Below are 21,090 nucleotides of genomic sequence, written 5' to 3' on the forward strand. Positions count from 1 at the left end.
GCGGTCAATCGCCCGTCGCCCTCGGCAAAGCGAGCGCGGCGGCAAACAGTGCCGCATCGTCGGGCGTCGCGGCGGCCACCACGCCGCCCCAGCCCACGCCGAGCGTCGCGGCGATCGCTGCGCTGAAAGCGGCGATGGCGATGTGCGAGCGCTCGAGCCCGGCTGCTGTCACCAGCGTCTCGAGCCGACGCGCGGCGCGCGCCGAGTGGAGCAAGGCGATCGTCCCGTCGAGCGCGCCGAGCGCGTCGGGCGCGACGGGCACTGCGACGCTCTGATAGACCGGCAGGACGCTTGCGATCGCGCCGTCTGCAGCCAGCGTCCGGTCACGGCCGGTCAGATGCAAGGCCCGGCGGATGCCATGCGCGTGCGCGACCGACGCGATCTGCGCGCCGTCGCCGCTGCCGATCGCCATGACGTCAAACCCCGCAGCGCGCGCCGCAGCCGCGGTATGCGGGCCGACCGCGAGCACCGGCAGGCCCGTCAGCGCGGCAATCCCGGCGCCGCCATAGCGCAAAGCGTTGGCGCTGGTCAGGATCAGCGCGTCGTGCTGCGCGGGATCGGGCACGTCCCAGTCGAGCGGCTCGACCGCGAACAGCGGCAGCGACAGCGTCGCGTATCCCGCCTCGGCAGCACGCGCGCAGGTCGCGGCATTGCCCGGCTCGGGGCGCAGCACCGCGAGCACGCGCGTCACGCCGCGAACAAGCGCCGTACCGCCTCGGGCGCGCGCGCAAGCAGATCGGCGGCAAGCCGATCGGCAAACGTCCCGTCGCCGATCGCGCCACGCATCTCGCCGCTCACATGCGCGCTGCCGTCCTCGGCGAAGAGTTCGGCGCGCAGCAGGACGCTGTCGCCATCCAGCGTCGCGAGCGCCGCGACCGGCGAATGGCAGTCGGCCTGCAACGCCGCGAGCAAGCCGCGTTCGACCAGCACGCACAGATGCGTCGCCGCATGGTCGATCGCGCCGAGGCAGTCGCGCATACGGGTATCGTCGGCGCGCGCCTCGATCCCGACCGCGCCTTGCGCGGGTGCGGGGAGCATGACGTCAGTCTCGATCCCGACCCCGACGCCCGGGCGCCCGAGCCGATCGAGCCCGGCTGCCGCAAGCATCGAGGCATCGACCTCGCCCGCGGCGACCTTGGCGAGGCGCGTGTCGACATTGCCGCGGAAGAGGACTGTCTCGAAATCGGGTCGCAGCCGCTTCAACTGCGCGACGCGACGCGGCGAACTCGTCCCGATCACGGCACCGTGGCGCAGTGCCGCGATACTCGGCGCACCGATCAGCCGGTCGCGCACGTCGGCGCGCGGCAGCATCGCGGCGATCGCGATCGCGCTCGGTCGCACCGTCTCGACGTCCTTCATCGAATGCACCGCGAAGTCGATCGCGCCCGACAGCAGCGCGCGGTCGAGCTCCTTGGTCCACAAGGCCTTGCCGCCGATCTCGGCGAGCGCGACGTCCTGGACGCGGTCGCCCGTCGTCTTGATCGGGACGATCTCGATCGCGTCGATCTGCCAGCCATGCGCGGTGCACAGCGCATCGCGCACCATATTGGCCTGGACGAGCGCGAGCGGCGATCCGCGCGTGCCGAGTTTGAGCTGGGGATGCGTCAAGAAAGTCCCTCCCTTTTTGTGCCACTGTGGCGAAGCCTCCCGGCTTCGACAAGCCGCCTCCAAGCCGCTACAGGCGAGGACATGGCATTGATCCTCGGTCTTGAATCGAGCTGCGACGAAACCGCGGCTTCGCTCGTCACCTCCGACCGCCGCGTCCTCGCGCACCGGCTCGCCGGGCAGGAGGCGGCGCATCGCCCGTTCGGCGGCGTCGTCCCCGAAATCGCGGCGCGCGCGCATGTCGAAGTGCTCGCGCCTTTGGTGGAGGCCGCGCTCGCCGATGCCGGCGTCACGCTCGACCAAGTCGATGCGATCGCGGCGACCGCCGGGCCGGGGCTGATCGGCGGCGTGATGGTCGGGCTCGTCACGGGCAAGGCGCTCGCGCACGCCGCGGGCAAGCCGCTGATCGCGGTCAACCATCTCGAGGGCCATGCGCTCTCGCCGCGGCTGTCGGATCCCGATCTCGATTTTCCCTATCTGCTGCTGCTCGTCTCGGGCGGGCATTGCCAGTTGCTGCTGGTCGAGGGCGTGGCGCGCTATCGCCGGCTCGCCACGACGATCGACGACGCCGCAGGAGAGGCATTCGACAAGACCGCCAAGGTGCTCGGGCTCGGCTTTCCCGGCGGGCCCGCGGTCGAGGCCGCCGCCGGGCGTGGGAGGGCGATCGTGCCGTTGCCACGGCCGATGAAGGGCTCGGCCGAGCCGCATTTCTCTTTTGCCGGGCTGAAAAGCGCGGTGGTGCGCGCGCATGACGCCAAGACCTGGGAGGTCGATGACATCGCCGCTTCGTTCCAGGCGGCGGTGGTCGATTGCCTGCTGGACCGGACGATCCGCGCGCTCGACCACGCCGGTGGGGCGACCGCCTTGGTGGTCGCGGGCGGGGTCGCTGCCAACACCGCAGTGCGCACTGCGCTTAGCGGGCTGGCGAGCGACCACGGCCTGCGCTTCGTCGCGCCGCCCTTGTGGCTGTGCACCGACAATGCCGCGATGATCGGCTGGGCGGGGGCGGAGCGCTTCGCCGCCGGTCTCACCGATCCGCTCGATATCGCGCCACGTCCGCGCTGGCCGCTCGATCCGGGCGCCGAGGCTGTGCGTGGGGCGGGGGTGAAGGCATGAAGATTGGGGTCATCGGCGGCGGCGCCTGGGGCACTGCGCTGGCGCAAGTCGCAGCGCGCGGCGGCGCTCCGGTCACGCTATGGGCGCGTGAGAGCGAAGTCGTCGGCGCGATCAACGATGCGCATGAAAATACGCGCTTCCTCGCCGGGGTCGCGCTGTCGCCGTCGATCCGCGCAACCTCGGCGCTGGCCGATCTTGCCGACTGTGACGCGCTGCTGGTCGTCGTGCCGGCACAACATGTCCGCGCGGTGCTGACCGATACGCCCGTCGGCGGGACGCCATTGGTGCTCTGCGCCAAGGGGATCGAGGCCGGCACGCGGCTGCTCGTCGGCGAAGTCGCGCGGGCGCTGCACCCCGCCGCCCCGATCGCGGTGCTGTCGGGCCCGACCTTCGCGCATGAGGTTGCCGCCGGTCTTCCGACAGCGGTGACGCTTGCATGCGCCGATCCGGCGATCGGCGCGACGCTCGCCGATCGCCTCGCCGGACCGAATTTCCGACCCTATGCGTCGGATGACGTCATCGGTGCGGAGATCGGCGGAGCGGTCAAGAACGTGCTCGCGATCGCGTGCGGCGTGGTCGAGGGCGCGGGGCTCGGGCAGAATGCGCGCGCCGCGTTGATCGCGCGCGGGTTCGCCGAAATGACGCGCTTCGGCGTCGCGCGCGGCGCGCAGATCGAGACGCTGAGCGGGCTATCGGGGCTCGGCGATCTCGTGCTGACCTGCTCGTCGACCGCATCGCGCAATTTCTCGCTTGGGCTTGGGCTGGGGCAGGGCAAGCGCGCCGCCGACCTGCTGTCCGATCGGCTGACCGTCGCCGAGGGCGCCTTCACCGCGCCGGTGCTGCGCGAGGCGGCAGCCGAGGCTGGCGTCGATATGCCGGTGGTCGAGGCGGTGTGTGCCTTGCTCGACGGCGCCGAGGTGCAGGCGGTGATCGGGGCGCTGCTCGCCCGCCCGTTGACGCGCGAGTGATGCGCTGGGCGGCATTGCTCAAGGGGATCAACCTCAACGGGCGCAAGCTGCCGATGGCGGATTTGAAGGCGCTGGTCGAAGCGCTGGGCTATCGTGAGGTGGCAACGCTGCTCGCCTCGGGCAATGTCGTGTTCGCGTGCGACGAGACCGACGGCGCCAAGGTCGAGTCGAGACTCGAGACCGCGTTGGCCGCTTATGGCCTCGAGACTGACGTCATCGTCCGCAGCGCCGCCGATTTGCAGGCGGTCATCGCTGCCAATCCGTTTCCAGAAGCGACGCTCACGCGACCGAATCATGTCGTGGTGCTGTTTCACCGCGACTCGATGCCGACCGATCTGCCCGATGCGCTGCCCGATCTTTATCAGGGCCGCGAGACGGTCGTGGCGCAGGGTCGCGAGCTCTACGTCGATTATATCGACGGGATCGGCGCGTCGAAGCTCCCGCAGGCGATGGCGAAGCTCAAATTTCCCAAGCTCGCAACCGCGCGAAATTGGAACACCGTCGTCAAGCTGGCGGCGTTGCTGGAGCACCCGCACGTCTAACGCCCGGTCACCCCCGCGAACGTGAGGGTCCCGCTTCTTCTCCTCAGCGGGGGAACAGACAGCGGGATCCCCGCTTTCGCGGGGATGACGAACGGAGTGGGCGATCGCGCCGCTCAGAAATCGATCGCAATGCCCTTCATTTCCCAATCGCCGTAACGCGTTGGGTCGAGCCCATCGGGGTCGCCTTTCACACTTTGCCCCTTGGGCGCGAGCGGGATCGAATCGGGTTCGGGCACCGGCGGACTCTTGCTGAGATAGGCGGGTGGCTTCACATGCGGCGGGCGAACGGCCATGGAGTGTCCTTGATGCACGACAGGTGCGCCCCCGCTACATCGGCGGCCTTTAGACAGAGTTCAAGCTTTTGACCCTTCCGCCGCCACGTCGCTACATGCCCAAACCCGAACCGGTCGACCCGCCCGGCGTCCCCGCACGCCGTGCCGCGCTCCGTTTGCTCGACGCAGTGCTACGCCAGGGCCTTCCGCTCGAAGCCGCGATCGGCCGCGCGACCGCCGGGATCGAGCGCAGCGACGACCGCGCACTCGCCCACGCGATCGCCGCCGAAGTGCTGCGCCGCCTCCCCGATCTCGATGCGCTGATCGACTCGGCGACCAAGACTCGGCTGCCCGATGACGCCAAGGCGCGTTTCGCGCTGCGCATCGCTTTGGTGCAGGCGCTGTCGCTCGGCACGCCGCCGCATGCCGCGATCTCGACCGTGCTGCCGCTCGTCGATGGCGGTCCACGCAAGCTCGTCCACGGCGTGTTCGGCACGCTGATGCGCGGCGGCGATCAGTTGCCCGAACAGCCGACCTTGCCCGATCCGGTCGCGATCCGCTGGCACGCCGCCTGGGGCGACGACGGCATCGAAGCCGCCGAGCGCGCGATGGCCGCCCCGCCGCCGCTCGACCTGACGCTCGCCGACCCAGCGACGACCGATGCGATGGCCGAAACGCTCGGCGGGGTCTCGCTGCTGCCGGGGCACGTCCGCTTGCCTTCGGCGCATGTTCCCGAGCTGCCGGGCTTCGAGGAGGGCAGCTGGTGGGTGCAGGACATCGCCGCCTCGCTCCCCGCCCGCCTGCTAGGAAAGGGGCCGGGCAGCGTGCTCGACCTGTGCGCCGCGCCGGGCGGCAAGACGATGCAGCTTGCGAGCGCCGGCTGGAGCGTCACCGCGATCGATTCGTCGGAAAGTCGTCTTGCGCGACTTCACGAGAATCTCGAGCGCACACACCTCACCGCCACCGTGATCACCGCCGATCTGCTGCTGTGGTCGCCGCCGGCACCCGTCGATGCGGTGCTGCTCGATGCGCCGTGCAGCGCGACGGGCATCTTCCGCCGTCACCCCGACGTGCTCCACCGCGTGCGCCCGTCGCAGATCACCGAGCTGGCCGCGCTGCAGGCGAAACTGCTCGCGCGCGCCGCCGATTGGGTCAGGCCCGGCGGCACGCTGGTCTTCGCGACCTGCTCGCTCGAACCCGCCGAGGGCGAGGCGCAGCTCACCAAATTCCTCGCCGCCCGCCCCGACTACAGCATCGTCCCCGTGGCGCAGGACGAACTGCCGGCAGGGATCGTCCCCACTCCCGGCGGCTGGGTGCGGACCTTGCCCGGCATGATCGATCCTGGTGGCAATGACGGCTTCTTCATCGCGCGCCTGCGCCGACAGGGTTAAGCGTTGCTTGCCCACGCCTGCGACCATGCTAGAGGCTAAACGACCATGAGCCAGCTTCCCGTCCGCATCGCCCCGTCGATCCTCTCCGCCGATTTTGCCAAGCTTGGCGAGGAGGTCCGCGCGATCGATCTCGCCGGCGCCGACTGGATCCATGTCGACGTGATGGACGGGCATTTCGTCCCCAACATCTCGATCGGGCCGGGCGTGGTGAAGGCGATCCGCCCGCATACGACCAAGCCGCTCGACGTCCATTTGATGATCGCGCCGGTCGACGCCTATCTCGAGGCGTTCGCCGAGGCCGGCGCCGACACGATCAGCATCCATGTCGAGGCCGGGCCGCACACGCATCGCAGCCTCCAGCACATCCGCCAGCTCGGCAAGCGCGCGGGCGTCGTGCTCACGCCGCAAACGCCCGCCAAGGCGCTCGACTATCTGCTCGAGGAAGTCGATCTGGTGCTGGTGATGAGCGTCAATCCCGGTTTCGGCGGGCAGGCCTTCATCGAAAGCTCGCTGCGCAAGATCGAGGCGATCCGCAAGATGATCGACAAGGGCGGCTACAGCGTCGATCTCGAAGTCGATGGAGGGATCGACCACGCCACCGCGCCACGCGCGATTGCCGCCGGGGCCGATGCGCTGGTCGCGGGCACCGCGACCTTCCGCGGCGGGCCCGATGCGTACGCCGCCAACATCGCGGCCTTGCGTGGTTAGGAGCCGCGACCTGCCCCCGCTCGACTCGCCCGCAGCGACGGATGAGGACATGCTGCGCGACAGCATCGACGAGGGCAAGCGGCTCGTCCGGCTGGGAGGAGACAAGGGATTGTCGCTCGCCGAACGCCTCTCGGAGCGCTTCCACCGGCTGACCTGGAGCACGCCGATCCACGGCATGCGGCTGAAAGGCCGCCATCCGCTCAAGCTCACCGCAGTCCCCGACGACCCTTTCCTGGGTGACGTCAAGCGCGGCAAGGCGTTGCTCGAGGGCACGCTGACCTTCCGCGGCGAAAGCCGCGAGATCGCGACGCTCGATCTCGCCAAGCCCGATTTCTCGCGCGCCTTCAGCGACTATCTCCACAGCTTCGCCTGGCTGCGCGATCTCTCGACCGTCGCGACGCGCGCGCAGGCGACGCCGATCGCCGAAGCGCTGATGCGCAAATGGCTCGCGGTCCATGCCGAGAAAATCAGCGAACCCGCGTGGCGCGCCGATCTGTGGGGTCGCCGGATCCTGTTCTGGACGGCGCACGCCCCGCTGATCCTGTCGTCGGCCGATCTCGTCTATCGCAGCAGCGTGCTCAACACGCTCGCGCGCGGCGCACGGCATATCGATCGCGGCGCCGAAAAGGTCGCGCCTGGCGCGCCGCGCATCGCGGCACTGTGCGGCGTCGTCGCGGCGGGCTTGCTGATCGCCGGCGGCGATCCGCGCCGCGCCGCGGTCGAGGCGGCGCTGGCCAAGGGGCTCGCGGTGTCGATCTTCGAGGATGGCGGCAATGTCGCACGCTCGCCATCGGCGCAAGTCGACATGGTGATGCTGCTCACCGCCTTGCGCGAAGTGTATGCCGCGCGCCAGATCGAGGCTCCCGCCTGCATCGCGAGCGCATTGGCGTCGCTGATGCCGGCATTGCTCGGCATCTGCCACGGCGACCGCGATGTCAGCAGTTGGCAGGGCGGCGGGCCGATCGGCGCCGATACGCTCGACCAGATCATCGCCGCCTCGGGCGTGCGCACGCGCCCGCTGCGCCAAGCGCGCGACTGGGGCTATCAGCGGCTCGCCGCGGGCAATGTCGTGGCGATCGTCGACGCCGCTCCGCCGCCGATCGCGCGGCTGGTCGAGGGCGGTTGCGCCTCGACGCTGGCGTTCGAACTGTCCGACGGGGCCAACCGCATCGTCGTCAATTGCGGCGGCGCGCGGACCGGGGTCTTCCAGCTTCCGCCCGCGCTCGCCGAGGGCTTGCGCACCACCGCGGCGCATTCGACGCTGATCGTCGGCGACAGCAATTCGACCGCGATCCATGCCGACGGCACGCTCGGTCGCGGCGTCGGCGAGGTCGAGCTCGCGCGCCAGGAGAGCGATGCCGGCAGCCGGATCGAGGCAAGTCATGACGGCTATGCGCGCCGCTTCGGATTCCTCCATCGCCGCCAGATGACGCTGACCCGCGACGGCGCCGAGCTGCGCGGCGAAGACATGCTGCTGCCCGCGACCAAGCGCCGCAAGCTGACCGCGACGGGCTTTGCGATCCGCTTCCATCTCGGCCTCGGCATCCAGGTCTCGCCGACCGCCGATGGCCTTGCCGCTTTGCTGCGGCTGCCCGGCGGCGGTCTGTGGCAGTTCCGCTGCCGCGGCGGGACGCTGGCGGTCGAGGAAAGCGTGTGGATCGACGCCGAGGGGCGTCCGCGCGCGACGATGCAGCTCGTCGTCACCGGCGAATCGCCCGCGGGCGGGGCGAACGTCAGCTGGGCGTTCAAGCGCGCCGGTTAAGCCATGCTAGGTTGAATCTTGGGGGGTGAGCGGGCAGGGGACGCGCGAACGTTCCCCGGAGCCTGCCCCATGACCGATATCCCCATCCGCCGCGCGCTTCTCTCGGTTTCCGACAAGACCGGCATCGTCGATCTCGCACGCGGTCTTGCCGACCACGGCGTCGAACTGGTGTCGACCGGCGGCACCGCCAAGGCGCTGCGCGATGCCGGGCTCGCCGTCCGCGACATCAGCGAGCTCACGGGTTTTCCGGAGATGATGGACGGTCGCGTGAAAACCCTCCACCCCAACGTCCATGGCGGCTTGCTCGCGGTGCGCGACGATGCGGCGCATGTCGCGTCGATGGAGGAACACGGGATCGGCGCGATCGATCTCGTCGTCGTCAATCTCTACCGGTTCGAAGCGACCGTCGCCAAGGGCGCCGAGCGCGACGAGGTGATCGAGAATATCGACATCGGCGGCCCGTCGATGGTGCGCTCGGCCGCCAAGAACCACGCCTTCGTCGCGATTGTCACCGATCCGGCCGATTACGCGCTGGTGTCGGGCGGCAGCACGACGCTCGCCGACCGCCGCAAGCTCGCCGCCAAGGCCTATGCCACCACCGCTGCTTATGACGGCGCGATCGCGACGTGGTTCGGCACGGTCGATCAGGGCGAGGCTTTCCCTGAAACACTGCCGATCACGCTCAAGCGCGGCCCCGAACTCCGCTATGGCGAGAACCCGCACCAGTCGGCGGCGTTCTACACGTCGGGCGGCACTGCCGCCCGCGGCATCGGTCAGGCGCGGCAGGTGCAGGGCAAGGCGCTCAGCTACAACAACCTCAACGACGCCGACGCCGCGCTCGATCTTGTCAGCGAATTTCGCGATGCCGCGCCGACCTGCGTCATCGTCAAGCACGCCAATCCGTGCGGCGTCGCGACCGGCGCCTCGCTCGCCGAGGCGTATGAAGCCGCCTTCGCCTGCGACACCGTCTCGGCGTTCGGTGGGATCATCGCGCTCAACCGCCCGCTCGACGGTGCGACGGCGCGCGCGATCGCGGGGATCTTCACCGAAGTCGTCGTCGCGCCCGATGCCGACGAGGAAGCGCAGGCGATCTTCGCCGCCAAGAAGAACTTGCGCCTGCTGCTGACGGGCGAACTTCCCGATCCGGCGCGCACCGGCCTGCTGGCGAAGGCCATCACCGGCGGCTGGCTCGTCCAGACGCGCGACAATGCCAGCAACCCCGAGTTGAAGGTCGTCACCAAGCGCGCGCCGACCGAGCAGGAACTGATCGACTGCCGCTTCGCCTGGACGATCGCCAAGCACGTCAAGTCGAACGCGATCGTCTATGCCAAGGACGGCAGCACCGCCGGGATCGGCGCGGGGCAGATGAACCGCCTCGAATCGGCACGCATCGCCGCATGGAAGGCGAAGGACGCCGCCGACAAGGCGGGCTGGCCGACCCCGCGCACGATCGGCTCGGCAGTCGCCTCGGACGCCTTCTTCCCCTTCGCCGACGGCTTGCTCGCCGCGGTCGAGGCAGGCGCCACTGCGGTGATCCAACCCGGCGGCTCGATCCGAGACGACGAGGTGATCGCCGCTGCCGATGCGGCCCGCCTCGCGATGGTGTTTACCGGGGTACGCCACTTCCGGCACTGAGCCCGGGGACGGGCAAGGCGGGCGTCTCGCCCGCCTTGCGCCGGAACAGTGCGCGATCCTCGGGCCGCGCTGCCCAGCGATACAGCACGAACAGATAGACCGAGGCGATCGCGGGGACGCCGATTGCGAGTTCGGCCCATTCGAAGCGGTGCGGCAACAGCGTGAAGCCGAACCCGACCGTCCCCGCCGCGAGCACCGCCCACAGCATCGGCAGACGCCATCCGGCGACGCCCGCGCCGAGCAGCCGCGACAGATAGGTCGACTTGATGATCGACGTGATCCCGACCGAGACGAACAGCGCCACCGCCGGCCCCGCCGCCTGATACGCGACCGGCCAGCCGATCCATTGCATGGCGAAGATCAGCGCGAAGCTGAGCACGACCTGGAACAGCAACATCCCGATCGAGATCGCGACGTTCTGCACGCGCGCGATATAGACGAGCGCCGATTCGCACACCGCCCCGGTCGAGGCTGCGGCTTCGGCGAGCAGCAGGAAGGCGAGCGCCGCGGTCCCTGCGACGAATTGCGGGCCGACGGTCCCCATCACCGCTTCACCCGGGATCGAGCCCATCAAGGCCAAGCCCGTCTGCGCGGCAAGGATCCAGAACCCGACCTGGCGAACTTGGCTCGCGACGCCCGCGGTGTCGCCGCGGGCGAGGCTCGAGGTGATCACCGGGCCGAGGATCGGGTCGAAGCTCGTCTTGAGCTTTCCTGGAATCGAGGCGACCTGCTGCGCCATCCAGTAGATCCCGACGATCCGCGGCTCGAACATCAGGAACAGGATCGAGCGGTCGACATTGCGCGTCCCCCATTCGAGCGCATCGGCGCCAGCAAGCGGCGCATTGCGGCGGATCAGCGCGAAGGTGCGCCCGGGGTGCAGCCGCCAGCCGGTTGGCCGGCCATAGCTGCGCAAGAACGGTACGATCGACGCGACGAGCGCGGCGGCCATCGACAGCATGTAGGCGAGCACCAGCCCGTCATGCGGCGCGATCGGATAGAGCAGCCCCGCCGCGATCGAGATCGTCCACGGCTCGATCACCGCGCGCGCGGTGACCGTCGCCTGGACGTTGCGGCGATAGGCGAGCGCGGCGAGCATGATGTCCGACCACGCGCTCGCAACGATGATGCACGGCAGGAAGCGCTCGAGCGCCGAGGGATTGCCGCCATGGAACATCACGTCGGGCATCAGCAGCAGGATCCCGCTCGCGCAGCCCGAGGCAATCGCCGCGACGACGAGGCAATCCCACACGATTTGAACATGCGGCCGCGCACTCTCCGAAATCGCGAGCGCGAGTCCGCGCTTCAACCCGAAGGTCGCGAGCAACGCCGCAACCTCGACGAACAGCACCGCGCGCGCAAAGGTTCCGAGCGTGTCGGGGCCATAGAGCCGCCCGGCGATAAACAGGAACGGCAGCCGCGCGACGAGCCGCATCACGAAGCCGATGATGTTGGTCCGCCCACCCTTGGCGAGCGCATCGATCTCTTCGGTAGTTCGCCCGCTCGCCGTCGGCTCGAAGCCAGTCGTCGTCGTCAATGCGCCGCGCCCCAGCTCAGGCCTGTCCCGATCTCGATGCCGAGCGGCACGCTGAGCACGATTGCCGGTTCGGCAGCGCTCGCCATGACATGCTCGATCACGGGCTTGGCCGCGGCGACATCGCCCTCGGGCAATTCGAACACGAGTTCGTCGTGGACCTGCAGCAGCATCCGCACATGCCCGAGCCCGGCGGCTTCGAGCGCGGGCCCCATCCGCACCATCGCACGCTTGATGATATCGGCCGAAGTGCCCTGGATCGGCGCGTTGATCGCGGCGCGCTCGGCACCCTGGCGTTCGTGCTGGAGCTTCGACGTGATCCGCGGGAAGTGCGTCTTCCGCCCGAACAGCGTCGCGGTGTAGCCCGTCTCGCGGACGAACTCGGTGGTCGCCGCGATATAGTTGCGGATGCCCGGGAAGCGCTCGAAATAGCGATCGATCATCGCCTGCGCTTCGTCGGCGGTCACATCGAGCCGCCCCGCCAGCCCCCAGCGGCTGATGCCGTAGAGGATCGCGAAGTTGATCGTCTTCGCCCGCCCGCGCGTATCGCGATTGACCTCGCCGAACAGCTCCATCGCGGTGAGGCTGTGGATGTCGTCGCCATTGGCGAACGCGGCCTTCAGCGCGGGCACGTCGGCCATGTGCGCGGCGAGCCGCAACTCGATCTGCGAATAATCGGCAGCGAGCAGGACGTTGCCCGGCTCGGCCACGAACGCGTCGCGGATCTGGCGGCCGATCTCGGTGCGGATCGGGATGTTCTGAAGATTCGGGTCGGTCGAGGACAACCGCCCGGTCTGCGCGCCGGTCAGCGAATAGGACGTGTGGACGCGCCCGGTCGCGGGGTTGATCTGCGCCTGGAGCGCGTCGGTATAGGTCGATTTGAGCTTCGACAGCTGGCGCCACTCGAGCACCTTCGTCGCGATGTCCTTGCCGGGCGAATCCTTGTCGGCGGCGATCCGCTCGAGCTCGGTGACGTCGGTCGAATAGACTCCCGACTTGCCCTTGCGCCCGCCCTTGATCCCCATCCGCTCGAACAGCACGTCGCCCAATTGCTTGGGGCTGCCGATCGTGAAGGCGCCGCCGGCGAGCGCGTGGATCTCGACTTCGAGCGCGCCGATCTGCTGAGCGAAATCGTTCGACAGGCTGCTGAGCTTTTCGCGATCGACCTTGATGCCGTGCATCTCCATCTGCGCGATAACGGGCGCGAGCGGGCGATCGACCATCTCGTAGACGCGCGTCGCGCTCTCGGCGACGAGCCGCGGCTTGAAGCGCCGCCACAACCGCAACGTGACGTCGGCATCCTCGGCGGCGTAGCGTGTCGCCGCATCGAGATCGACTTCGTTGAAGCTGCGCTGCGACTTGCCGACGCCGACGACGTCCTTGAAAGCAATGCAGCTGTGCGAGAGATGCGTCGCGGCGAGCTCGTCCATGCTGTGACCATGCAGGCCGGCATCGAGGTCGAAGCTCATCAGGATCGTGTCGTCATGCGGCGCAACCCCGACGCCGAGGCGTCCGAGCACGATCATGTCGTATTTGAGGTTATGCCCGATCTTGAGCACCGCAGGGTCCTCGAACAGCGGCTTGAGCTTGGCGAGCGCGACATCGCGGTCGAGCTGCACCGGCGTCTCGGCAAATAGCCCCGATCCGCCATGCGCGAGCGGAATGTAGCATGCCTTGTTGGGCTGGAGCGCCATGCTCACCCCGACCAGTTCGGCGCGTGTCGCGTCGATCCCGGTCGTCTCGGTATCGATCGCGATCCAGCCTTGGTGGCGCGCCGCGGCGATCCAGCTGTCGAGTGCGGCTTCGTCGACCACGGTCTCGTAGCCGTCATGGTTGCACGGCGGATCCTGCTCGGTCGGCACCGACTTCGGCGCGGGTACCGGCGCATCGGCGACCGCCGACAGCTTGGCGAGCAGCGAGCGGAAGCCGTGATGTTCCAAGAACGCGCGCAAAGGGGCGTCGGGAATGCCCTTGAGCTCGAGATCCTCGAGCGGCTCGGGGAGCGCTACGTCGCATTTCAGCGTCACGAGTTCCTTCGACAGTCGCGCCATCGCGGCATGTTCGATGAGGTTGTCGCGCAGCTTGCCTGCCTTCATCCCCGGCGCGGCGGCGAGCACCGCTTCGAGATCGCCATGCTCGAGGATCAGTTTGGCAGCGGTCTTGGGGCCGACGCCGGGTACGCCCGGCACGTTATCGACGCTGTCGCCCATCAGCGCGAGCACGTCGCCGAGCTGCGCCGGCGTGATGCCGTGGAATTTCTCCGCGACATGCTCGGCGCCAAGGCGCCGGTTGTTCATCGTGTCGTACATGTCGAGCCCGGGCTCGATCAGCTGCATCAGATCCTTGTCGGACGAGACGATCGTCACGGCCCACCCTTGCGCGAGTGCGGCGCGCGAATAGCAGGCGATGATGTCGTCGGCCTCCAATCCCTCGGTCTCGATGCACGGCAGCGAGAAGGCGCGCGTCGCATCGCGGATCATCGGGAATTGCGGGACGAGATCCTCGGGCGGCGGCGGGCGCTGCGCCTTGTACTGGTCGTACAGCTCGTTGCGGAAGGTCTTCGACGATTTGTCGAGAATCACCGCCATATGCGTCGGGCCGTCGGCGGCATGGACTTCGTCGGCGAGCTTCCACAGCATCGTCGTATAGCCATAGACCGCGCCGACCGGCTCGCCATGCTTGTTGGTGAGCGGGGGAAGGCGGTGATAGGCGCGGAAAATGTATCCCGAGCCATCGACAAGATAGAGATGCGGCATTTGGCGGGGATAGCCCAAGCTTCGGGAAGCACAAAGCCCCCGCGTCACGCCATTCGGCGCTTATGCGTTGTTAGCCGCGATGGTTCGCGACGACGCTCGCCACCACCGCCTGCATCAGCGCCTGGCGGGCCGGGATCGGGCGCGGCGTATCGCCGATCATGATCGCGATCGCGTAGCTGCTGCCGTCGGGCGCCATCAGCAAGCCGACATCGTTATAGCCCGCGGTCCGCCCGGCGAGATCCTGCCCCGTGCCGGTCTTGTGGCCAAAGCTCCACCCCGGCGGCACCGCGCCGCGCATCCGCTGCTTGCCGGTGTGCGACGATTCCATCGTGCCGATCAGATACCGCGTCGACTCGGGCGAGAGCAGATCGCCGCGCTTCAACCGTGCAAGCGCACCGGCGATCGCCATCGGCGCGGCACCGTCCGGCGGATCGGCGACGTAGCGCTCGAACGCGGCGACCCGGTCGGCGCGCGGCAGCCGGTTGCGCGCGAGCGCAAAGCCGTTGCCGAACGCGTAGGACGGCTGCCACACCAGGCCCGCCGTCTGGCTTTGCAGCAAACGCTCGCCCGGGCCGAAGCGGATGTCGCCCAGGCCCTTGCGCTGAATGAAGTCGCGCACCGCATTCGGCCCGCCGACATAGCGCAGCAGCCGGTCGTTGGCGGTGTTGTCGCTCATCGTCAGCGCGCGCTGGAGCAATTCGCCGACGGTCGTCGGATAGCCCTGATCGCCCTTGATCAACGCGGCGATCGGCTGGTGGAACAGCGTGATATCGTCGCGGTACAGCGTCACCGGATCGGTCAGCCGGAGCCGCCCGCGGTCGCGATAGTCGAGCACCGTCATCGCCACCCACAATTTGCTGACGCTTTGCTGCGGCAGCAACTGGTCGCCGCCGGTATCGACCGACCAGCCGCGTTCGATGCTCCGCACCGCGATCCCGACTCGACCGTCGAACTGCCGCGCGAGCATCGCGACGTTGGCGACCAACGCCGATGGCGCGGAAACCGCCCGCGGGGCGGGCTGCGGGGCCGTCATCGCCACCGTCCCGGGCGCTGTCGGCACGACGCGCGCGAGATGGACATTGGCGTCCTGTCCGCACGCGCACACAGCGGCGGTCAGGAGCAACGCGGCGGCGGGCTTGGGAAATCGATAGGGTAGGATACGCAACACCGTCTTTCGTCCCGCTACTCAAACCCACGTTCGATCATGGCGGTAAGGCCAGATTGTGGTGGGGATATCCCCCGCCCCCTACGCTTGCGACGAAGCGTCGGGCATGCGGGACAAGACGATATCGCAGTGGGACCTGTCTATTCCGTGGATTTACGGAACCAAGATGGTGTCGACCGCCTCGGGCAGCAAGTCGGGATAGTCGAGCGTGTAGTGCAGGCCTCGCGATTCATGGCGGTGCAAGGCCGAACGAACGATCAGTTCGGCGGTCTGGAGCAGATTGCGCAGCTCGATCAGATCGGGCGTCACGCGGAAATGGCCGTAATAGTCGTTCACTTCATCGGTCAGCATGCGGATGCGATGCTGCGCGCGCTCGAGCCGCTTGGTGGTGCGCACGATCCCGACATAATTCCACATGAAGCGCCGGATCTCGGTCCAGTTCTGCTTGATGACGACCTCCTCGTCCGAATCCTCGACGCGGCTCTCGTCCCACGCTCGGATCGGCGGCGGGGCGGGAAGTTCGTCCCAATGCTCGGCGATATGGTTGGCGCACGCCTCGCCGAAGACGAAGCATTCGAGCAGCGAGTTGGAGGCGAGGCGGTTGGCGCCGTGAAGTCCGCTCTCGCTGCACTCGCCCGCGGCATAGAGCCCGGGCAGATCGGTCCGCCCGTCGAGATCAACCACCACGCCGCCGCAGGTGTAATGCTGCGCGGGCACCACCGGGATCGGATCCTTGGTCATGTCGATGCCGAGGCCGAGCAGCTTTTCGTAGATGTTGGGGAAGTGCTCGCGGATGAACGCTTCGCCCTTGTGGCTGATGTCGAGGTGAACGTAGTCGAGCCCGAGCCGCTTGATCTCATGATCGATCGCACGCGCGACGACATCGCGCGGCGCGAGTTCCAAGCGCGGGTCGAAATCGGGCATGAAGCGATAGCCCGTTTCGGGGATCAGCAGATGCCCGCCTTCGCCGCGCACCGCTTCGGTGATCAGGAAGTTCTTGACCTCGAGATTGTAGAGGCAGGTCGGGTGGAACTGCATCATCTCCATGTTCGAGACGCGGCAGCCCGCGCGCCACGCCATCGCGATGCCGTCGCCGGTCGCGCCGCGCGGCGCGGTCGAGAAGAGATAGGTGCGGCCCGCCCCGCCGGTCGCGAGGATCGTCGCGCGCGCGGTGTAGACCTCGACCCGGCCCGTCGCGCGGTTGACGGCGTAGACGCCCCACACGCGGCCCGCGCCCGAGTAGCGCTCTTCGTGCTTGCCCGTGGCGAGGTCGATCGCGACCATATCGGGGACGAGCGTGATGTTGGGATGGTCGGTCGCGGCGCGCTGCAGCGCTTCCTGCACCGCCCAGCCGGTCGCATCGGCGACGTGGACGATGCGGCGGTGGCTATGCCCGCCCTCGCGGGTGAGGTGGAGCGCATTCCCCTCGGTCGCGAACGGAACGCCCAATTCCTCGAGCCGCGCGATCGCCGCAGGCGCCTGCGTCACGACGAACTCGACCGTGGCGCGGTCGTTGAGCCCGGCGCCCGCGATCATCGTGTCCTCGATATGGCTTTCGAAGGTATCGCCTTCCTCGAGCACCGCGGCGATCCCGCCCTGCGCCCAAGCGGTCGACCCCTCGTTCATCGCGCCCTTGGCGAGCACGGTGACCTTGAAGCGATCGGCGAGATTGAGCGCGGCGGTGAGGCCGGCGGCGCCGGAGCCGATGATGAGGACGTCGGAGGTCTTGGTTTCGGGCACGCGCGTCTCTCTCATACCGTCGCCCCGGCGGAGGCGGGGGCGGCTCTGTTAGATGCGCGTCGCTGGCGTCTTGCGCAAACGCCAGCGGCCCCGGCCTCCGCCGGGGCGACGATCACGCCGCGTTCGACGCACGGGTCAGGTTGAGGAACACATCCTCGAGATCGGCCTCGCGCGTCGATACGTCCACAATCCCGTAGCCATCGGCCTGCACCGCGGCGAGCACTTCGCCGGCATTCACCTTGTCCTTGGCGTAGGTAATCGCGAGCGTCCGCGTCCCCTTCAATTCGATCTTCTGGAAGGAGACCGCGCTCGGCGGCACCGCGACGTCACGGTCGACCGTCACCTCGACGAGCTTCTCGGTCGCCATGCCGACGAGCTCGCGCGTCGGCTTGTTGGCGATCACCTTGCCATGGTTGATGATCGCGATCCGGTCGCAGAGCTGCTCGGCTTCCTCGAGATAATGCGTCGTCAGCACCACCGTCACGCCCTGCTCGTTGAGCTGGCGGACATAGGCCCAGAGCTGCTGGCGCAGTTCGATGTCGACGCCTGCGGTCGGTTCGTCGAGCACCAGCACGGGCGGCGTGTGGACCATTGCTTTTGCCACCATCAACCGGCGCTTCATCCCGCCCGACAGCGTGCGGGCATAGGCATTGGCCTTGTCCTCGAGATGCACCGCCTGCAGCAATTCCATCGAGCGACGCTTCGCCTTGGGGACGCCGTACAGCCCCGCCTGAATCTCGAGCGTCTCGATCGGCGTGAAGAACGGGTCGAACAGGATCTCCTGGTTGACGATCCCGATCGACGCCTTGGCGTTGCGCGGGTGCTGGTCGGTGTCGAAGCCCCAGATCGTGGCGGTGCCGCTGGTCTTGTTGACGAGGCCCGCCAGGATGTTGATCAGCGTCGACTTGCCTGCGCCGTTCGGGCCGAGCAGCCCGAAAATCTGGCCGCGCGGCACATCGAACGACACATGGTCGAGCGCGCGCTTGCCGCCCTTGTAGGTCTTGCACAGGTTCGCGATGGAGATGGCGGCCTCGGTCATGCCTTGCGCATAGCGCGCGATTGCGGACGGGTCATCCCCCTCCCGCAAGCGGGAGGGGAGCAAGAAGGATGCGCCCGCCCCAAGCCGCGCCCGGAGACAAGGGGCGTTGAAGCGCAGCACCGACCTTGCTACACGCACGCCCATGATCGCACCGCCCGAAATCCTGCGCGTAACGCATGCCCGCAACATCTGTGACGGCGCGACCGACATTCCCGGCGGCGCAAGCCTCGGCCATCCGCGCGTCTTTCTCGAGATCGACGAGAGCGGCTATGTCGATTGCGGCTATTGCGACCGCCGCTTCGTGCTGATCGGCGGGCCCGCCGATGGCGTCGATCCATCGACTTTGCACGATCACGGGGATGGCGCAGGGCGCTAACCTGCCTATATTCGTCGGATGACCAGTCCGACAGACCCCCGCGCGTTCCTGTATCATGACGGCCAGCTCTCGCCCGACGAAGCGCAGGCGCTCACCGCCGCCGCGCTCGGCAAGGCCGACGATGGCGAGCTGTATCTGCAATATCGCAAGTCCGAGGCGTTCGGCTTCGACGATGGTCGGCTGAAGACAGCGAGCTACGACACGCATTCTGGCTTTGGCCTGCGCGCCGTGTCGGGCGAGATGACCGCCTTCTCGCACGCCAACGAGCTCAGCGCCGCCGCGATCCGCCGCGCGAGCGAAACGATGGCGCTGATCGATCCGTCGAGCGCGCCCAAGGCCGGCCCGCCGCGCGCCACCAACCGCCACCTCTATACGGCATCCGACCCGCTCGATCTGGTCCCCTTCGCCGACAAGGTGAATTTGTGCCAGACGATCGACGCCGCCGCGCGCGCGCGCGACCCGCGCGTCGCGCAGGTTTCGGTCTCGCTGTCGGGCAGCTGGAACGTCGTCGAGATCGTCCGCGCCGACGGTTTCATCGCCACCGACGTACGCCCGCTCGTCCGTCTCAACGTCTCGATCGTGGTCGAACAGAACGGCCGGCGCGAGACGGGGACCTTCGGGCTCGGCGGCCGCTATCTCTATGACGAGCTGATGGCCCCCGAAACCTGGAACCGCGCGATCGACGAGGCGCTGGCGCAAGCCGTCGTCAATCTCGACTCGGTCGCCGCCCCCGCCGGCGAGATGACCGTGCTGCTCGGACCGGGCTGGCCGGGCATTCTGCTCCACGAGGCTATCGGCCACGGGCTCGAGGGCGATTTCAACCGCAAGGGCACCAGCGCCTTCTCCGGCCGGATCGGCGAGCGCGTCGCGGCACCCGGCGTCACCGTCGTCGACGACGGCTCGATCGCCGACAAACGTGGCTCGCTGTCGATCGACGACGAGGGCACGCCCACGCAGGAAAACGTGCTGATCGAGGACGGCATCCTCAAAGGCTATATCCAGGACCGGCTCAACGCCCGGCTGATGGGCGTCGCGCCGACCGGCAACGGCCGCCGCGAATCGTTCGCGCACGCGCCGATGCCGCGGATGACCAACACCTTCATGCGCGGCGGCAAGGATGATCCCGCCGAGCTGCTCAGCCGCGTCAAGAACGGCATCTTCGCCAAGTCGTTCGGCGGCGGACAGGTCGATATCGTGTCCGGAAAATTCGTGTTTAGCTGCACTGAGGCATACAAGATCGAGAACGGCCGCATCGGCGCGCCGATCAAGGGCGCAACGCTGATCGGCGACGGTCCCTCGTGCCTCACCCGCGTCGAGGGCATCGGCAACGACTTCGCACTCGACGAGGGCGTCGGCATTTGCGGCAAAGGCGGGCAGAGCGTTCCGGCCGGCGTCGGGCAGCCGACGCTGCTGGTGGCAGGGCTGACGGTGGGTGGGACGGCGATGTAGGGGCGTCGCCCCGGCGCAGGCCGGGGCCGCTCCATTGGCGGGCGGATCGTTCAATATCGCAGCGGCGCCGGGGCGACGGAGAGCAGGATGACCGAAGCAACGATCGCCCCCTGGCCCGCCCTCGACTGGTCCGCCTGGCGCGAGACCGCGATCGCGCTGCAGCTCCGCACGCAGATCATCGGCAAGGTGCGGCTCGCGCTGACGCCGTGGCTCAACCATAGCTGGCACGTCCCGCTCTACGTCTCGGCGCGCGGGCTGACGACGTCGGCGATTCCGCTCGGCGATCGAATCCTCGAGATCGAGTTCGACCTGCTCCACGACCGGCTCGTCTTCATGACCAGCGATGGGCGCAGCCGCGGGATCGGGCTTGGGCCGGGCAGCATCGCGCATTTCCACCAGAGCGTGATCACCTGCCTCACCGAGCTCGACGTGTCCGCGCAGTTCGACGGCGTCCCCAGCGAAATGGCCGACGTCCCGCCCTTCGCCGAGGATACCGCCGACCGCCCGTACGACGCCGACGCCGTCCGCGCCTTCTGGCGCGCGCTGATCCAGATCGCGCGCGTGTTCGGCGAATTCCGCACCGGCTTCCTCGGCAAGGCCTCGCCCGTCCATTTCTTCTGGGGCAGCTTCGATCTCGCCGCGACGCGCTTTTCGGGCCGGGCGGCACCGCGCCATCCCGGGGGCTTTCCCGGCCTGCCCGATGCGGTGACGTGCGAAGCCTATAGCCATGAGGAGGCCAGCGTCGGCTTCTGGCCGGGCAGCGACGCCTATCCACATGCCGCGTTCGACGCCTATGCCTATCCTTCGCCCGCCGCCTATGCGCAGGCGCCTGTCGACCCCGCCGAAGCCAGCTGGAACGCCGATCTCGGCGAGTTCCTGCTCGATTACGATGTCGTGCGTGGCGCCGCCGACCCGAGCGAAACCTTGCTGGCCTTCTGCCAATCGACCTACGCCGCCGCCGCCGATCTCGCCGACTGGGATCGCGATGCGCTCGAATGCGCGCTCGGCCGCCCACGGATTCCCCGCATCGTCTGA

Annotated in this window: 18 protein-coding genes; 10 read left to right on the forward strand and 8 right to left on the reverse strand. The window is 68.4% G+C overall.

Annotated elements, in window-relative coordinates; all coding sequences use genetic code 11:
* Positions 1 to 4 precede the first annotated feature (4 nt).
* Together ABIB28_RS07610 and hemC are read right to left on the reverse strand one after the other, a co-directional pair.
* Positions 5 to 691 carry a uroporphyrinogen-III synthase gene (locus ABIB28_RS07610; protein ID WP_354287548.1) on the reverse strand — a complete coding sequence of 229 codons (687 nt, stop codon included), beginning with the start codon at positions 689 to 691 and terminating at the stop codon, positions 5 to 7.
* Positions 688 to 1,608 carry a hydroxymethylbilane synthase gene (gene hemC, locus ABIB28_RS07615; RefSeq protein WP_354287550.1) on the reverse strand — a complete coding sequence of 307 codons (921 nt, stop codon included), beginning with the start codon at positions 1,606 to 1,608 and terminating at the stop codon, positions 688 to 690. The genes ABIB28_RS07610 and hemC overlap by 4 nt, the downstream gene beginning before the upstream one ends.
* A gap of 81 nt (positions 1,609 to 1,689) precedes the next feature.
* Here hemC and tsaD point away from each other — a divergent pair, with 81 nt between their 5' ends.
* Genes tsaD through ABIB28_RS07630 form a run of 3 tightly spaced genes read left to right on the forward strand, consistent with a single transcriptional unit; the run spans position 1,690 to position 4,231 of the window.
* Positions 1,690 to 2,721, forward strand: a complete 1,032-nt coding sequence (gene tsaD, locus ABIB28_RS07620) for a tRNA (adenosine(37)-N6)-threonylcarbamoyltransferase complex transferase subunit TsaD (protein ID WP_354287552.1) — start codon at positions 1,690 to 1,692, stop codon at positions 2,719 to 2,721.
* Positions 2,718 to 3,689, forward strand: a complete 972-nt coding sequence (locus tag ABIB28_RS07625; protein WP_354287554.1) for an NAD(P)H-dependent glycerol-3-phosphate dehydrogenase — start codon at positions 2,718 to 2,720, stop codon at positions 3,687 to 3,689. The genes tsaD and ABIB28_RS07625 overlap by 4 nt, the downstream gene beginning before the upstream one ends.
* Positions 3,689 to 4,231 (forward strand): DUF1697 domain-containing protein, encoded by a 543-nt coding sequence (locus tag ABIB28_RS07630; protein WP_354287555.1) that lies wholly within the window; start codon positions 3,689 to 3,691, stop codon positions 4,229 to 4,231. The genes ABIB28_RS07625 and ABIB28_RS07630 overlap by 1 nt, the downstream gene beginning before the upstream one ends.
* 113 nt (positions 4,232 to 4,344) lie before the next feature.
* On the opposite strand, the gene ABIB28_RS07635 is transcribed toward ABIB28_RS07630, so the two are convergent.
* Positions 4,345 to 4,524, reverse strand: coding sequence for a DUF1674 domain-containing protein (locus ABIB28_RS07635; protein ID WP_354287557.1), 180 nt, complete (start codon positions 4,522 to 4,524; stop codon positions 4,345 to 4,347).
* A 95-nt stretch (positions 4,525 to 4,619) separates the two neighbouring features.
* Here ABIB28_RS07635 and ABIB28_RS07640 point away from each other — a divergent pair, with 95 nt between their 5' ends.
* From ABIB28_RS07640 to purH, 4 genes are all read left to right on the forward strand, one after another.
* Positions 4,620 to 5,894 carry an RsmB/NOP family class I SAM-dependent RNA methyltransferase gene (locus ABIB28_RS07640; protein WP_354287559.1) on the forward strand — a complete coding sequence of 425 codons (1,275 nt, stop codon included), beginning with the start codon at positions 4,620 to 4,622 and terminating at the stop codon, positions 5,892 to 5,894.
* Positions 5,895 to 5,939: 45 nt separating this feature from the next.
* Positions 5,940 to 6,602 (forward strand): ribulose-phosphate 3-epimerase, encoded by a 663-nt coding sequence (rpe, locus tag ABIB28_RS07645; RefSeq protein ID WP_133191327.1) that lies wholly within the window; start codon positions 5,940 to 5,942, stop codon positions 6,600 to 6,602.
* Positions 6,603 to 6,651: 49 nt separating this feature from the next.
* On the forward strand, positions 6,652 to 8,364 hold the full coding sequence (locus tag ABIB28_RS07650; protein ID WP_354287561.1) for a heparinase II/III family protein: 1,713 nt from the start codon (positions 6,652 to 6,654) through the stop codon (positions 8,362 to 8,364).
* A 69-nt stretch (positions 8,365 to 8,433) separates the two neighbouring features.
* Positions 8,434 to 9,999, forward strand: coding sequence for a bifunctional phosphoribosylaminoimidazolecarboxamide formyltransferase/IMP cyclohydrolase (gene purH, locus ABIB28_RS07655; RefSeq protein WP_354287563.1), 1,566 nt, complete (start codon positions 8,434 to 8,436; stop codon positions 9,997 to 9,999).
* Here purH and ABIB28_RS07660 read toward each other — a convergent pair.
* The 5 genes from ABIB28_RS07660 to ABIB28_RS07680 form a co-directional block, all read right to left on the reverse strand.
* Positions 9,971 to 11,533, reverse strand: a complete 1,563-nt coding sequence (locus tag ABIB28_RS07660) for a lipopolysaccharide biosynthesis protein (RefSeq protein WP_502958219.1) — start codon at positions 11,531 to 11,533, stop codon at positions 9,971 to 9,973. The two genes, purH and ABIB28_RS07660, sit on opposite strands and share 29 nt — an antisense overlap.
* Entirely contained in the window at positions 11,530 to 14,286 is a 2,757-nt protein-coding gene (gene polA / locus ABIB28_RS07665) for a DNA polymerase I (RefSeq protein ID WP_354287565.1), read from the reverse strand. Before polA ends, ABIB28_RS07660 begins: the two co-directional genes overlap by 4 nt.
* 70 nt (positions 14,287 to 14,356) lie before the next feature.
* A complete protein-coding gene (locus tag ABIB28_RS07670; protein ID WP_354287567.1) occupies positions 14,357 to 15,454 on the reverse strand; it encodes a serine hydrolase in 1,098 nt (365 codons plus the stop codon).
* 150 nt (positions 15,455 to 15,604) lie between these two features.
* Entirely contained in the window at positions 15,605 to 17,206 is a 1,602-nt protein-coding gene (gene nadB, locus ABIB28_RS07675) for an L-aspartate oxidase (RefSeq protein ID WP_354287569.1), read from the reverse strand.
* A gap of 97 nt (positions 17,207 to 17,303) precedes the next feature.
* Positions 17,304 to 18,230 (reverse strand): ABC transporter ATP-binding protein, encoded by a 927-nt coding sequence (locus tag ABIB28_RS07680; protein WP_354287570.1) that lies wholly within the window; start codon positions 18,228 to 18,230, stop codon positions 17,304 to 17,306.
* A gap of 142 nt (positions 18,231 to 18,372) precedes the next feature.
* Between ABIB28_RS07680 and ABIB28_RS07685 the strand changes: the two genes are divergently transcribed.
* The 3 genes from ABIB28_RS07685 to ABIB28_RS07695 all read left to right on the forward strand — a co-directional run bounded on the left by ABIB28_RS07685 (position 18,373) and on the right by ABIB28_RS07695 (position 21,090).
* Positions 18,373 to 18,606, forward strand: a complete 234-nt coding sequence (locus ABIB28_RS07685; RefSeq protein WP_133191320.1) for a zinc-finger domain-containing protein — start codon at positions 18,373 to 18,375, stop codon at positions 18,604 to 18,606.
* An 18-nt stretch (positions 18,607 to 18,624) separates the two neighbouring features.
* Entirely contained in the window at positions 18,625 to 20,055 is a 1,431-nt protein-coding gene (tldD, locus tag ABIB28_RS07690; protein ID WP_354287572.1) for a metalloprotease TldD, read from the forward strand.
* Between the two features lie 87 nt (positions 20,056 to 20,142).
* Positions 20,143 to 21,090: a DUF5996 family protein gene (locus ABIB28_RS07695; RefSeq protein ID WP_354287574.1), complete on the forward strand. Its 948-nt coding sequence runs from the start codon at positions 20,143 to 20,145 to the stop codon at positions 21,088 to 21,090.

The organism is Sphingomonas sp. UYEF23 (assembly GCF_040546165.1).
In the GTDB taxonomy this organism is placed as follows: Bacteria; Pseudomonadota; Alphaproteobacteria; order Sphingomonadales; family Sphingomonadaceae; genus Sphingomonas; species Sphingomonas glacialis.

Bases quoted from the DNA above. Each gene is read 5' to 3' on its own strand.
- ABIB28_RS07695 (WP_354287574.1), top strand. From the start codon at position 20,143: ATGACCGAAGCAACGATCGCCCCCTGGCCCGCCCTCGACTGGTCCGCC.
- tsaD (WP_354287552.1), top strand. From the start codon at position 1,690: ATGGCATTGATCCTCGGTCTTGAATCGAGCTGCGACGAAACCGCGGCT.
- ABIB28_RS07685 (WP_133191320.1), top strand. From the start codon at position 18,373: ATGATCGCACCGCCCGAAATCCTGCGCGTAACGCATGCCCGCAACATC.
- polA (WP_354287565.1), bottom strand. From the start codon at position 14,286: ATGCCGCATCTCTATCTTGTCGATGGCTCGGGATACATTTTCCGCGCC.
- purH (WP_354287563.1), top strand. From the start codon at position 8,434: ATGACCGATATCCCCATCCGCCGCGCGCTTCTCTCGGTTTCCGACAAG.
- ABIB28_RS07635 (WP_354287557.1), bottom strand. From the start codon at position 4,524: ATGGCCGTTCGCCCGCCGCATGTGAAGCCACCCGCCTATCTCAGCAAG.
- ABIB28_RS07625 (WP_354287554.1), top strand. From the start codon at position 2,718: ATGAAGATTGGGGTCATCGGCGGCGGCGCCTGGGGCACTGCGCTGGCG.
- ABIB28_RS07640 (WP_354287559.1), top strand. From the start codon at position 4,620: ATGCCCAAACCCGAACCGGTCGACCCGCCCGGCGTCCCCGCACGCCGT.
- ABIB28_RS07680 (WP_354287570.1), bottom strand. From the start codon at position 18,230: ATGACCGAGGCCGCCATCTCCATCGCGAACCTGTGCAAGACCTACAAG.
- tldD (WP_354287572.1), top strand. From the start codon at position 18,625: ATGACCAGTCCGACAGACCCCCGCGCGTTCCTGTATCATGACGGCCAG.
- ABIB28_RS07630 (WP_354287555.1), top strand. From the start codon at position 3,689: ATGCGCTGGGCGGCATTGCTCAAGGGGATCAACCTCAACGGGCGCAAG.
- nadB (WP_354287569.1), bottom strand. From the start codon at position 17,206: ATGAGAGAGACGCGCGTGCCCGAAACCAAGACCTCCGACGTCCTCATC.
- ABIB28_RS07650 (WP_354287561.1), top strand. From the start codon at position 6,652: ATGCTGCGCGACAGCATCGACGAGGGCAAGCGGCTCGTCCGGCTGGGA.
- rpe (WP_133191327.1), top strand. From the start codon at position 5,940: ATGAGCCAGCTTCCCGTCCGCATCGCCCCGTCGATCCTCTCCGCCGAT.